11 protein-coding genes are annotated in these 12,783 nt (G+C 58.2%); 5 read left to right on the top strand and 6 right to left on the bottom strand.

Annotated elements, in window-relative coordinates; translation table 11 throughout:
* Positions 1 to 19: 19 nt before the first annotated feature.
* Entirely contained in the window at positions 20 to 1,345 is a 1,326-nt protein-coding gene (locus LOY56_RS11980) for a sigma-54 dependent transcriptional regulator (protein ID WP_258622052.1), read from the bottom strand.
* 343 nt (positions 1,346 to 1,688) lie between these two features.
* Between LOY56_RS11980 and LOY56_RS11975 the strand changes: the two genes are divergently transcribed.
* The 3 genes from LOY56_RS11975 to nhaB all read left to right on the top strand — a co-directional run bounded on the left by LOY56_RS11975 (position 1,689) and on the right by nhaB (position 5,079).
* Positions 1,689 to 1,952: a hypothetical protein gene (locus LOY56_RS11975; RefSeq protein ID WP_258622050.1), complete on the top strand. Its 264-nt coding sequence runs from the start codon at positions 1,689 to 1,691 to the stop codon at positions 1,950 to 1,952.
* A gap of 269 nt (positions 1,953 to 2,221) precedes the next feature.
* The gene (locus LOY56_RS11970; protein WP_258622048.1) at positions 2,222 to 3,511 is read left to right on the top strand and encodes a hypothetical protein; all 1,290 of its coding nucleotides are present in this window, start codon (positions 2,222 to 2,224) and stop codon (positions 3,509 to 3,511) included.
* A 65-nt stretch (positions 3,512 to 3,576) separates the two neighbouring features.
* Positions 3,577 to 5,079, top strand: coding sequence for a sodium/proton antiporter NhaB (gene nhaB / locus LOY56_RS11965; RefSeq protein WP_258622046.1), 1,503 nt, complete (start codon positions 3,577 to 3,579; stop codon positions 5,077 to 5,079).
* Between the two features lie 133 nt (positions 5,080 to 5,212).
* Here nhaB and LOY56_RS11960 read toward each other — a convergent pair whose 3' ends face one another.
* From LOY56_RS11960 to gnd, 3 genes are read right to left on the bottom strand one after another with little or no spacing between them, the layout of a single operon-like run.
* Entirely contained in the window at positions 5,213 to 6,037 is an 825-nt protein-coding gene (locus tag LOY56_RS11960) for an HAD family hydrolase (protein WP_258622041.1), read from the bottom strand.
* A complete protein-coding gene (zwf, locus tag LOY56_RS11955) occupies positions 6,030 to 7,556 on the bottom strand; it encodes a glucose-6-phosphate dehydrogenase (protein WP_258622039.1) in 1,527 nt (508 codons plus the stop codon). The genes LOY56_RS11960 and zwf overlap by 8 nt, the downstream gene beginning before the upstream one ends.
* Positions 7,553 to 8,533 (bottom strand): phosphogluconate dehydrogenase (NAD(+)-dependent, decarboxylating), encoded by a 981-nt coding sequence (gene gnd, locus LOY56_RS11950; protein ID WP_258622037.1) that lies wholly within the window; start codon positions 8,531 to 8,533, stop codon positions 7,553 to 7,555. Before gnd ends, zwf begins: the two co-directional genes overlap by 4 nt.
* Before the next feature lie 272 nt (positions 8,534 to 8,805).
* Here gnd and LOY56_RS11945 point away from each other — a divergent pair, with 272 nt between their 5' ends.
* Positions 8,806 to 8,988: a DUF6026 family protein gene (locus LOY56_RS11945; RefSeq protein WP_258622034.1), complete on the top strand. Its 183-nt coding sequence runs from the start codon at positions 8,806 to 8,808 to the stop codon at positions 8,986 to 8,988.
* 198 nt (positions 8,989 to 9,186) lie between these two features.
* Complete coding sequence (locus tag LOY56_RS11940; protein ID WP_258622027.1) at positions 9,187 to 10,932, top strand: phosphoethanolamine transferase CptA; 1,746 nt, start codon at positions 9,187 to 9,189, stop codon at positions 10,930 to 10,932.
* Positions 10,933 to 11,016: 84 nt separating this feature from the next.
* On the opposite strand, the gene LOY56_RS11935 is transcribed toward LOY56_RS11940, so the two are convergent.
* Positions 11,017 to 11,508: a GNAT family N-acetyltransferase gene (locus tag LOY56_RS11935; RefSeq protein ID WP_258622020.1), complete on the bottom strand. Its 492-nt coding sequence runs from the start codon at positions 11,506 to 11,508 to the stop codon at positions 11,017 to 11,019.
* 133 nt (positions 11,509 to 11,641) lie between these two features.
* Entirely contained in the window at positions 11,642 to 12,757 is a 1,116-nt protein-coding gene (zapE, locus tag LOY56_RS11930; protein WP_258622019.1) for a cell division protein ZapE, read from the bottom strand.
* Positions 12,758 to 12,783 lie beyond the last annotated feature (26 nt).

The raw sequence follows: 12,783 nt of genomic DNA, 5'->3' as shown, positions 1-12,783 counted from the left end.
CCTTTGCCGCTTCACCGCCCTAGCGGATCTGATGCTTGTGCAGCAATCGGTAAAAAGTCGGCCGCGACACCCCCAGGACTCTGGCAGCAACGCTGAGGTTGTCGCTGTGGCGGTTCAATACGTCGCACAGCGCCTGACGCTCGGCGCGGGTCTTGTAGTCTTCAAGGGTACCCATCGGCGAGGCAAAGCCGTGTTGACTGATCAGCCCCAAGTCGCGCGCCTCGATCTGCCGTCCTTCGGCCAGAACCAGCCCGCGCCGTACCCGGTTGGCTAACTCGCGGACATTGCCTGGCCAGTCATGCTTGCCCATGGCGATCAACGCGTCCTCGCTGAAGCTGCGAGGACGACGGCCGGTTTCATGGCTGTAGAAATGGGAGAAATGGTCGGCCAGCATCGCAAGATCGCCATGGCGTTCACGCAACGGCACGGTAATGACCTGCAGGACGTTCAAACGGTAGTACAGATCTTCGCGAAAGCTTTTTTTCTCGATGGCCGCCTCAAGGTCGACGTGTGTCGCCGCCAATACCCGCACGTCCACCGCAATGGGCTGATGCCCGCCGACACGTTCAATGTGTTTTTCCCGCAGAAAGCGCAGCAGACTGGCTTGCAGTTCCAGGGGTAGATCACCAATTTCATCGAGAAACAGAGTTCCGCCGTTGGCCGCCTCGATCCGCCCGACCTTGCGTTGATGAGCGCCGGTAAAAGCGCCCTTCTCGTGGCCAAACAGTTCGGACTGAATCAAGTGCTCAGGAATCGCGCCGCAGTTGATTGCCACGAACGGTTTGCTGTGTCGCTGGGATTGTTGATGCAGGGTACGGGCGACCAATTCCTTGCCGGTCCCGCTTTCCCCGCGGATCAGCACCGGAGACTCCGTAGGCGCCAGTTTGCTCAGCAATTTGCGCAGTTCACGAATCGGTTTGCTGTCGCCCAGCAACTCGTGTTCAGGCTGATCGATGTGAACCGTGCCCTGGCTGCGCAGGCGTGCCATGCCGAATGCGCGGCCCAGGGTCACCTGAACCCGTGAGACATCGAATGGCAGGGTATGGAAGTCAAAAAACCATTCGCAGACGAAGTCCCCGACATTTTGCAATCGCAAGACTTCCTGATTAAGCACCGCAATCCATTCGGTACCGCTACGGGTGATCAATTCCTTGACGGCTTCCGGGCGCTCCAGATGAAAGGGTTGCAAACGCAACAGGCCGACATCGCAGCTTCGTTCAGTGGCGTTTTCCAAGGTACAGCTGTCAACATCCCATCCCACGGCGCGTAAACCCGGCAATAAACGGTGGCAGGCATCGCAAGGATCCACCACTAATAGACGTCGCAAGACAGGCGCTTCGATCATGACTGTTCCTTGACGCCAAATTTTAAGAAATATTATTAAAAACAGTCATTTGGCGGGCTTCGTTGTAACAGTAGCAAGAATTTGACGCGGGCTTGTATCAATTGCTTATAGGGTTATTGACGTATTAGTTATAAGAAGCCACTTTGTTAGTTGCCTATCGAGTTGAACCTTTCGTTGAGCTTTCAGGAAAAGGCCGGAAAACGGAATCAATGACAGAAAGTTGAAATTTCTTTTGATTGTGTGTGACCCAGACCCCCGTTTCGGGCATCAGTACAGTAACCAGCCGAACGGTAAGCCCAACCGACGGCACATCACTTGATTGGGCATATAGAGAGAAGACCCCATGAACGCCCCGCTCCGTATCAACGAAGCACTTTTGATTGCCGACCGCGCATTCCAACCCTTTCAATGCGTGGCCTGGGCCTTACAAGACGGTGGCGAACTAAGCCTGGCCATTATTGATCGCACGAATACGCGCATCGGCCGCACGCAAATTCCAAGCAGCGCCTATTCCGATCCAGCGCAACTTGAACACGTGCTGGAAGAAGCCCGTGCCGAGTTGAGCCAGGAAGGTTACACGCTGCAATCGTGGTCCATGCCGCACTAAGTGTTTTCGCGGATTACCTCATGGTAATCCGCTCCCTCCTCTTCTTAGTTGACGATTTTCTACAGTCAACTGCGCGACACCACTCACCTTTTCAACTTCTGACGCGCCAGATGACCTGGCAGGTTCGTCAGTGGTTCGTTCTGGCACAAAACGCCCCTCCTCCGGCTCATGAAGACAGTTGTGCGCCAGGTCATTCAGGGATTGAATGTTCTTCTCAGTCACCACCACCCGGGCACCCGGATAAGGATGACTGGCAAGGAGATGCATGCATGTCACCCCAGACTGCTTTTGTCTTGCCTGCAACCATGAATAGCGCCGGGAAACTCGATACGAGTTTCGCGGGTACCCGCAAAACTCAAGTGTATTTCGCCGGCAGTCTCTCCAGCATGGCCAATGGGATTGCGATTGACCACGCCGGCCGGTTGTTGGTGGCGGCAAAGGTCGGTACGCCGGGCGGCCAGCGCTTTGGCCTGGCCCGCTTGCTTGCAGACGGTTCGGCGGATCTGGCATTCGGTAAACAAGGCAGCATCAGCGGGCAGTTCGCACAGGGTTTCGAGGCCATGGCTGGCAAGGTGCGGGTGTTGGCCGACGGGCACATTCTGGTGGCCGGCCTGCACTACGAAAACGCTCACCATTCGCTGCCCGCCCTGGCGATGTTTGATCAGCAGGGCTGCCCGGTCCAGGGTTTTGGTGACCATGGACGTTGCGTGGTGCGCCTGCCGGGCGATCTTTCCCGGGGCGCTCGCGATACCTGGTTACCGCCCGGCGTGCCGGGTGCCGAAGCCTGTGATCTCTGTGTGCAGGACGACGGTCGAATTCTGCTCTTGGCCAATCATGACTTCGAACCGGCGGATCACGCCGGCATGCTGATACGACTCAACGCCGACGGCTCGCTGGACGACAGCTTCAACGGTCGCGGTTTCGTCATGGTCCGGCACTTGTTGATGAACACCTGGCTCAGCAACCTGATAGTGCAACGTGATGGCCGGATTCTGGTGAGTGGATCCATCAATTTTCCCGAGGAAGGTCTGCTGGCGCGTTATCACCCGGATGGCCGCCTGGACGACTGCTTCGCCGTTGAGGGTTTCATGACCTTCAAGGCGCGAAACCATAGCGCTCAGATCAACCAGATCGTCCAGCATGAAAATGGTGACTTACATTGTTTTGGCAGCAGTCGCGACCCGATGCTCTGTCTGTCTCTGAAAGTTCACAGTAATGGCCGACCCGATATTCATTGCAACGGTGGTCAGCCAAAGCTATTGGGCGTCGGCCGCAGCAGTTGCCGCTGGACCGCCGCCGAGACTCAACCGGACGGCCGTGTGCTAACAGTTGGATCGACGGTCGGCGGGATCGAAGCCGATTTCATTTATGCCCGATATTTACCCAGTGGGCAGCTGGATCGCAGTTTTGCCAAGGGCATCGGCTGGTGTCGCACACGCTTGGGCCGCGGTACGCATACCGCTACTTCATTGGCCATTCAGGCCGACGGTTGCATTGTCATAGGTGGCTATTCACTGGACGGAAGTTGCCGCGCGGTTGTCGTGCGTTATCAGTGTTAGGCCAGCACTTGATCTTCTGTTCTTCTTACGGCAAGTTGCGCGCTTCTTAATACAAGGAGTAGCCGATGTCCGGTTCAATGGCCCAGGCCTTCGCGCACAACTTTCTCGGGCACTCACCTCGTTGGTACAAGGCGAGCATCGTCGGCTTTCTGATTCTCAATGCCCTGGTGTTGTGGACGGTCGGTCCGGTGGCGGCCGGCTGGCTATTGGTGATTGAGTTCATTTTCACCCTGGCCATGGCGCTCAAGTGTTACCCGCTGATGCCCGGTGGCTTGTTGCTGATCGAAGCATTGCTGCTGAAAATGACCACGCCCCAGGCGCTCTATGATGAGCTGGTGCACAATTTCCCGGTGATCCTGCTGCTGATGTTCATGGTGGCGGGCATTTATTTCATGAAGGACCTGTTGCTGTTTCTCTTCTCGCGCCTGCTGCTGGGGGTTCGCTCCAAGGCGCTACTGGCGTTGATGTTCTGTTTCCTGTCAGCGTTTCTGTCGGCTTTTCTCGATGCGTTGACGGTGACCGCGGTGATCATCAGTGCGGCTGTGGGATTCTATTCGGTATATCACCGCGTCGCCTCGGGCAGTGATCCGCGTCAGGACGGTGAATTCAGCGACGACCGGCACTTGCCCAGCCTCCATCATGCTGACCTCGAACAGTTCCGCGCTTTCCTGCGCAGCCTACTGATGCACGGCGCCGTCGGTACCGCGTTGGGTGGTGTGTGCACGCTGGTTGGCGAGCCGCAGAACCTGCTGATCGGCCATGAGATGGGTTGGCACTTCGCCGAGTTCTTTCTGAAGGTCGCACCGGTGTCGTTGCCGGTACTGGCAGCCGGTCTGGTGACCTGTGTGCTGCTGGAAAAACTGCGCTGGTTCGGCTACGGCACGCTGCTGCCGGACAACGTACGTACGGTGCTGGCCAATTACGCCGCCGAAGACAACGCCGCACGGACTGCACGTCAGCGTGCTGCGTTGCTGGTTCAAGGGGTGGCGGCGCTGATTCTGATTGCCGCGCTGGGGTTTCACATCGCCGAAGTCGGCCTGATCGGTTTGATGGTGATCGTGCTGATCACTGCGTTCACCGGCATAACTGACGAACACCGTCTGGGCAACGCCTTCAAGGACGCCATGCCGTTCACGTCATTGCTGGTGGTGTTTTTCGCGGTGGTGGCAGTGATTCACGATCAGCAACTGTTCGCGCCGCTGATCCAGTGGGTGCTGGCGCTGCCAGCGGATCAACAGCCGGGCATGTTGTTTATTGCCAATGGCTTGCTGTCGGCCATTAGCGACAACGTGTTCGTGGCGACCATTTACATCACCGAAGTGAAGCAGGCGTTCCTCGCCGGCCACATGAGCCGCGAACACTTTGAAACCCTGGCGATTGCGATCAATACCGGCACCAACCTGCCGAGCGTGGCAACGCCCAATGGTCAGGCGGCGTTCCTGTTCCTGCTAACCTCGGCGATTGCACCGCTGATTCGCCTGTCGTACGGGCGGATGGTATGGATGGCGCTGCCTTACACCGTGGTGATGGGCGTATTGGGCTGGTATGCGGTGAGCTTTTGGCTTTGAGGTGATAGGTCTGACGCCTTCGCTGTAGGAACGGGCTTGCCCGCGAAGACGGCGGTACAGTCAACATTGATGTCGCCTGACACACCGCTTTCGCGGGCAAGCCCGCTCCTACAGTGAAGAACGATAACGCGGTTCAGACCGAACTCAGGATAAACCGCTCGATCGCCTGGGCTGCACCGTCTTCGGTATTGGCCCCGGTCACCACGTCGGCCTGGCGCTTCACCGCCTCCTCCGCCTGCCCCATGGCGATCGATAACCCTGCCCGGTGAAACATCGCCGGGTCATTGCCGCCGTCCCCCAGTGCGGCGGTCTGCTCTAGCGGTACACCGAGAAACTCGGCCAGTGTCGCCAATGCCTCGCCCTTGTTGGCTTTCATCGCGGTCACGTCCAGATAGATCGGTTGTGAGCGCGAGACCTGCGCCTGCCCTTCGACCGTGGGCAGCAATTGCGCTTCCAGCTCGATCAACAGTTCGGTGTTGTTACTGGCGGCGACGATTTTGTCGATACCCTCCAGGTAAGGCTCAAAACTCTCGACCATCACCGGCGGATAACCCAAGCCATGCTGCTCTCGCGGGACCATCGGGCCGTACGGATCCTTCAACAACCAGTCGCCGTCACTGAATACCCAGACTTCAATGTCCGGCTGATCGGCAAACAGCGTCAACGCCGTCAGCGCTGCCGTGGCCGGCAAATAATGCGCAACCAGCAAACTGCCATCCGGGTTTACGATTGTGCCGCCATTGAAGGCCGCCGTCGGCAGATCGACACCCAAGGCTTCGATCTGCTGCAGCATGGCTTTGGGCGGACGCCCGGTGGCCAGGCTGAACAGCACGCCAGCCTCGCGCAAGGCGCGGACCGCTTCGATTGTGCGCTGACTGAGGCTGTGATCAGGGAGCAGCAAAGTGCCGTCCATGTCACTGAGCAGAAAACGGATGGATTGTTGCGTAACGTCACTCACCGACGCTGTGCCAAACACGACCATCGCGGGTCAGCAGCTCGTCAGCGGCCTGTGGTCCGTCTTCGCCGGCCGCGTAGTTCTGCACCGTTGCATCCTGCTGCCACGCGTCGAGGAACGGCTGCACCGCGCGCCAGCCGTTCTCGATGTTATCGGCACGCTGGAACAGCGTCTGATCGCCGGTCAGGCAGTCGTAGATCAGCGTTTCATAGCCCGTCGACGGCTGCATCTCGAAGAAATCCTTATAGGCGAAACCCAGCTCGATATTGGCCATGTTCAATGCCTGCCCGGGCCGTTTGGCCAGCAGGTCGAACCACATGCCTTCGTTGGGTTGAATCTGGATCCGCAGGTAGGTCGGCTGCAACTCATCAACCTCGGTATCGCGGAATTGCGCATACGGCGCCGGTTTGAAGCAAATGACAATCTCGGTGTCGCGCGCGCTCATGCGCTTGCCGGTGCGCAGGTAGAACGGCACGCCGACCCAGCGCCAGTTGTCGATCATGATTTTGAGCGCGACATAAGTTTCGGTCGTACTGTCGGGCGCCACATTGGCTTCCTGGCGATAACCGGGCAGAGGCTCGCCCTCAATCTCACCGGCGGTGTATTGGCCGCGCACTGAGTTGGCTCGCGCTTCCTCGGTCGACCAGGGACGGATCGCGCCGACGACTTTGGCTTTTTCGCCGCGTACCGCATCGGCGCCAAAAGCGGCCGGCGGTTCCATGGCCACCATCGCCAACAATTGGAACAGGTGATTGGGCACCATGTCCCGCAGGGCGCCGGTGACCTCATAAAAACTGCCACGGGTTTCCACGCCGACGGTCTCGGCGGCGGTGATTTGCACGTGGTCGATGTAGTGGTTGTTCCAGAAGGCTTCGAACAGGCTGTTGGAGAACCGGCTGACCAAAATGTTCTGCACGGTTTCCTTGCCCAGATAGTGATCGATCCGGTAGATCTGCTTTTCCGTCATCACTTTGAGCAAGCACGCGTTCAAGGCTTCGGCGGTGTGCAAGTCGGAGCCGAACGGCTTTTCGATCACTACCCTTCTGAACGCTTCGGGGGTTTCCTGGAGCAATCCGGCGGCACCGAGACGCTGCACCACTTCACTGAAAAAGCGCGGCGCGGTGGCCAGGTAGAAAATCGCATTGCCAGTGCCGCTGGCGGCGATTTTCGCCGCCAGCGCTTCATAGGTGCGTTCATCAAGGAAGTCGCCCTGGACGTAGCTGATGTGCTTGGCCAGTTTGGCCCACAACGCCGGATCAAGGGCTTCATCGCCCTTGCCGACCTTGCTCGCCACTTCGGCCCGAATGAAGTCTTCGAGTTTTTTGGCGAAGGCTTCGTCACTGATAGCATTGTGATCAACGCCGATGATCCGCAGTCCATTCCCCAGCAAACCGTCGCGACTCAGGTTGTACAGCGCCGGCATCAGCAGGCGCTTGACCAGATCACCATGGGCACCGAACAGAAACAGCGTGGTAGGCGGTGCGGGTTCTGCCTTGGATTTCCTGCGGATCACATGGGTCATTTTTTTGCGGTCTCCACGTGGCCGCCGAAGCCGAAACGCTGGGCAGAGAGAATCTTGTCGCCAAAGGTGCCTTGCCCGCGCGAACGATAGCGCGAGAACAGCGAGTTCGACAGCACCGGTACCGGCACCGATTGCTCCATCGCGGCCTCGATGGTCCAGCGACCTTCACCGCTGTCAGCCACCGAGCCTGAGTAACCGTCGAGTTTCGGGTCGCTGGCCAGGGCGTCGGCGGTCAGGTCGAGCAGCCAGGACGACACCACGCTGCCACGACGCCAGACTTCGGCGATGTCGGCAACGTTCAGGTCAAAGCGCTGATCTTCCGGCAGGTTAGTGCTGGCCTTGGTCTTGAGGATGTCGAAGCCTTCGGCGAAGGCCTGCATCATTCCGTACTCGATGCCGTTGTGGATCATCTTCACGAAGTGGCCGGAACCGGCCGGGCCTGCGTGGATGTAACCGCGCTCGGCGCGATCGTCATCAGACTGGCGATCCTTGGTGCGAGGGATGTCACCCAGGCCGGGGGCCAGGGTTTCGAACAGCGGGTCGAGACGTTTAACGGTCTCGGCATCGCCGCCGATCATCATGCAGTAACCACGCTCCAGACCCCAGACGCCGCCGGAGGTGCCAACGTCGATGTAATGCAGACCTTTTTCCGACAAGGTTTTGGCCCGGCGGATGTCGTCCTTATAGAAGGTGTTGCCGCCATCGATAATGGTATCGCCGGCGTCAAGCAAGGTGCTCAGGGTATCGATGGTGTCTTCGGTCGGTGCGCCAGCGGGCAGCATAACCCACACCGCGCGCGGTTTGGCCAGGCCAGCGACCAGGGCTGGCAAGTCGGCAACACCGGTGGCGCCTTCTTCAGCCAGGGTGTCGACAAAGGCGGTATTGCGGTCGTAAACAACGGTGGTATGCCCGTTGAGCATCAGGCGCCGCGCAATATTGCCGCCCATGCGGCCCAGTCCAATAATCCCGAGTTGCATGTACTGATGCTCCCTACTACAAATAAAGTGTGTCAAAGGTTATAGCCCAACGCGGCTCTTGAGGGTTAGTCCAGAGCGGCGGGATGAAGTTTCCGGGCATTGTGCCCGATCCTGATGGATAACGTCGGCAATCACATCGAAGACACAACGACCATGAAAAATAAAAAAGTTCCCTTCCGAGGCAAAAGAAACCAAAATCGGCGCCGATAGTAAGTCAGCACTCGATCTGCGAAGCGCACTTATAGTTGAGACAGCCATTTGCGAGGTGAGCAATGGGCACCGTACACACAGCACTGCCAGCACAAACCCTTTACGTCACAATCCGTCGTGATGAACTGCGCCAGTTGAAAGATGAGCGCGACCAGTTGAAGCGGGAAGTCGCGCAATTGCGCCTGCTGACCCAAGGCAATCAAGCTCAGCCCTTGCCTGTCACCCAACGCACTCCCCACGCCTGACCCCCTTATTTTTATCGGAAACAGCTACCGCTGTTTCCGATCCGCAGTAAACCTGCCAGCTCCGGCAACTCACAAAGTTTTCACACCTGCTTGTCGATACTCCGGCTCATTGTGGCCGCTCGGTATCCGCGCGGCGCCCGTTCGTCGGCGATAAGGAAAGTGCCGACGGCCGAAGTAATCATCAGGCTGGAGTGCTGAATGGCTTTGTTTAAACGCAGCAAAACATCTGCGAATGGTTTTGATTGGGCAGGATTTCTCTGGTTATTTCTGTTCTTCTGGTATTTTTCGGGCATTACCCAACTGCTGATTCAACTGACGGGCACTTCCGGTTTTACCGGGTTTCGTCAGGCCTTTGTGATGAGCGCCATCTGGCTCGCGCCCATGCTGCTATTTCCCAAGCAAACACGTGTGATGGCCGCGCTGATCGGCGTGGTGCTGTGGGCCTGCTCGATGGCCAGTCTCGGTTATTTCTTTATCTATCAGCAGGAATTTTCCCAGAGCGTCATCTTCATCATGTTCGAATCGAACGTGTCTGAAGCCGGCGAGTACATGACCCAGTATTTTGCCTGGTGGATGGTACTGGCATTCCTCGCCCATACCGCGTTCTCGTATTTCCTTTGGACCCGTTTGCGCCCGGTGTACCTGCCACGCGGCCAGGCCTTGGTCGCAGCCACGGCGATTCTGCTGGCGGTAGTCGGTTACCCGCTGCTCAAGCAAACCGCGCGCACTGGCAGCCTGGCGGGCGGCTTCGAGAAATTCGAAACCCGCATCGAACCCGCGGTGCCGTGGCAGATGGCGGTGGCCTATCACCGTTACCTCGATACCCTGGCCGGCATGCAAGACATGCTCGACAGCGCCAGCAAGATTGCACCGCTCAAAAACCTCACCGATTCAATGGCCAATCAGCCGGCGACCCTGGTGCTGGTGATCGGTGAGTCCACCAACCGTCAGCGCATGAGCCTGTACGGTTACCCTCGGCAAACCACCCCGGAACTGGACAAACTCAAAGATCAACTGGCGGTTTTCGATAACGTCATCACCCCACGCCCCTACACCATCGAAGCCTTGCAGCAGGTGCTGACGTTCGCCGACGAAGAGAACCCTGACCTCTACCTGACGACCCCATCGCTGGTCAGCATGATGAAACAGGCAGGTTACAAGACGTTCTGGATCACCAACCAGCAGACCATGACCAAGCGCAACACCATGCTCACGACCTTCTCCGAGCAGGCCGACGAGCAGGTGTATTTAAACAACAACCGCAACCAGAACGCCGCCCAATACGATGGCGACGTGATCGAGCCATTCCACAAGGCTTTGGCTGACGCGGCACCACGCAAGTTAATCGTCGTGCATTTGCTCGGCACGCACATGAGCTACCAGTACCGTTATCCGCCGACGTTCGACAAGTTCACCGACCGCAAAGGTGTTCCCGAGGGCGTGCGTGACGACCAGGTGCCGACGTACAACAGCTATGACAACGCGGTGCTGTACAACGACTTCGTGGTGTCGAGCCTGATCAAGGACTACGCCAAGTCTGATCCGAACGGCTTCCTGCTGTACCTCTCCGACCACGGCGAAGACGTTTTCGACTCCGCGGGTCATACAACCCTGGGTCGTAACGAGAACAAGCCGACCGCACCGATGTACACCATTCCCTTCATGGCCTGGGCCTCGCCGAAATGGCGCGAAACCCATGACTGGAGTTTTGCCGGTGATCTGGGTCGGCCGTACAGCAGTTCCCAGCTGATTCACACCTGGGCGGATCTGGCGGGCCTGAGTTTCGATGAACTGGACCGCAGCAAAAGCCTGGTCAGCGACAGTTTCAAGCCTCGGCCATTGATGATCGGCAACCCTTATGAGCGTCAGCAGCGGCCGTTGATCGACTTCAGCCTGATGAAACCCAAGGGCGCGCCTGTCACGCCGGCAGTCGTTCAACAGTAATTCTTTTTGTAGGAGCCAGCGGTGCGGCAAGTCGGATCGCCGCACCGCTGGCTCCTACAAAAAGCGGTTCATTTGGACTGCGGACTAAAGCGCCTTGGTCCAGAACAGCATCCGCCCATGCACCGGGTCGAACATGCCTGGCGAAAAGCCGAATTTGCCATAGGACGCCTGAGCCACCGCATTGCCTTCGAGTACTTCCAGAGTCATTTTGCAGCAGCCGCGCTGGCGTGCGATGTCCTCGACTTTGTGCAGCATCTTCTGGCTCAGCCCCAACCCGCGAAACTTCGACACCACGGCCACATCGTGCACGTTGACCAGCGGTCGACAGGCGAAGGTCGAAAAACCTTCAAAGCAGTTGACCAGCCCTGCCGGCTCACCGCCGACAAATGCCAGTACGCTGAAAGCATGGGGACGTTTGGCCAACTCCCCTGGCAGTTGTTGCAACCTGTGAGCGGGTAACGGATGACCGCCGCCCATCGGGTCTTCGGCGTAGTGGTTCAATACAAGACAAATCGCCTCGGCATGCACCGGGTTGGTGTAGCTGGCCTGAAGCACAAGAATTTCTGCGGATTCCATTTCCACCCTCAATCACACAAGTTGCCCCAGTTCGCCTCTTGCGCACTGAAAGGTCCTGCGACCTTATCGCGAGTGCCGGGGTGCCGACAACTGGATCCTGTGGTGATCGTTCTCTCTCAAAAGCCCCCAGCCATCAAGCCTCGACGAAACGTTTGAGCTGCATTTCCTGCAAGCGACTCAGGGTGCGGCGAAATGGAAACTGCAAATAGCCCTCGGTGTACAGCGCCTCCATCGGCACCTGCGCTTCGAGGTACAGCGGCACCTTGCGGTCATAGCATTCGTCCACCAGGGCAATAAACCGACGCACACCGTCGTCATGCACCGATAACTGCGGCAACTGGCGATCACCCGCCGCCACCCGCTCGACACCGTCTTCAGTGCCGCGGGCAATGCGCCCTTCGCGTTTTTGCGCGCTGAGGTTGGGCACGTCGCTCAACAGAATAGCGCTGAAGGTGTCGCACAGCGCCATGAAGTCCATGGCAGCAAATGGCTGCTCACAGAGTTCGCCGTAACGGCACCAGAGCACCGTTTGACTGGCCTGCATGATATTGACTGAACGGTAGCCGATCTTGAGCGGAACGCTGGACAACGACTGGCCGGCGGTCAAGGCTTTGAATACCTCGCTCAAGGCACCGGGTTGACCCGGTACATTCACCCAGTAACGTTGCAACCCGGCGCCAGGGTGCAGGCGGTGATCTTCCCCGCCATCCACCGCAATCACCTGCATGTGCTGCTTGATTGCGGTAATGGCCGGCACGAAGCGGTCACGGTTGAAGCCATCCGCGTACAGCTGGTCCGGCGGCTGATTGGAGGTGCAGACCACCACCACGCCCTCCTCGAACATCACCTGAAACAAACGCCCGAGAATGATGGCGTCACCGATGTCGTTGACGAACAGTTCATCGAAACACAGTACGCGCACTTCCTCGCTCAGCTCGCGGGCCAGCGCTTTCAACGGATCGGCGATGCCGGTCAATTGAAAGGAGCGCTGGTGCACCCAGCCCATGAAATGATGAAAGTGCTGACGCCGGGACGGGACGCGCAGGTTTAGATAAAACTGATCCATCAACCAGGTCTTGCCGCGCCCCACCGGGCCCCAGAGGTACACGCCGGTAGGCGTGCGGTTTTCATGCAAGGCTTCGTGACATTTTTGCAGCGCCCATACAGCGTGTTCCTGAGCTTCGTCCTGGACGAAGCCCTTCTGTTCAATGGCGTGTTGCCAGGCGCTTAAGGGAGAGTCGACATTCATGCGCGGCAGTATATAGCAGCTAGCGA

The sequence above is a fragment of the Pseudomonas sp. B21-048 genome, assembly GCF_024748615.1.
GTDB lineage: Bacteria > Pseudomonadota > Gammaproteobacteria > Pseudomonadales > Pseudomonadaceae > Aquipseudomonas.
The sequence above is the reverse complement of the archived record's forward strand: the minus strand, read 5'-3'. Positions and strand labels throughout refer to the sequence as shown.

Bases quoted from the DNA above. Each gene is read 5' to 3' on its own strand.
- nhaB (WP_258622046.1), top strand. From the start codon at position 3,577: ATGTCCGGTTCAATGGCCCAGGCCTTCGCGCACAACTTTCTCGGGCAC.
- LOY56_RS11945 (WP_258622034.1), top strand. From the start codon at position 8,806: ATGGGCACCGTACACACAGCACTGCCAGCACAAACCCTTTACGTCACA.
- gnd (WP_258622037.1), bottom strand. From the start codon at position 8,533: ATGCAACTCGGGATTATTGGACTGGGCCGCATGGGCGGCAATATTGCG.
- LOY56_RS11970 (WP_258622048.1), top strand. From the start codon at position 2,222: ATGTCACCCCAGACTGCTTTTGTCTTGCCTGCAACCATGAATAGCGCC.
- LOY56_RS11980 (WP_258622052.1), bottom strand. From the start codon at position 1,345: ATGATCGAAGCGCCTGTCTTGCGACGTCTATTAGTGGTGGATCCTTGC.
- LOY56_RS11935 (WP_258622020.1), bottom strand. From the start codon at position 11,508: ATGGAATCCGCAGAAATTCTTGTGCTTCAGGCCAGCTACACCAACCCG.
- LOY56_RS11940 (WP_258622027.1), top strand. From the start codon at position 9,187: ATGGCTTTGTTTAAACGCAGCAAAACATCTGCGAATGGTTTTGATTGG.
- zapE (WP_258622019.1), bottom strand. From the start codon at position 12,757: ATGAATGTCGACTCTCCCTTAAGCGCCTGGCAACACGCCATTGAACAG.
- LOY56_RS11975 (WP_258622050.1), top strand. From the start codon at position 1,689: ATGAACGCCCCGCTCCGTATCAACGAAGCACTTTTGATTGCCGACCGC.
- zwf (WP_258622039.1), bottom strand. From the start codon at position 7,556: ATGACCCATGTGATCCGCAGGAAATCCAAGGCAGAACCCGCACCGCCT.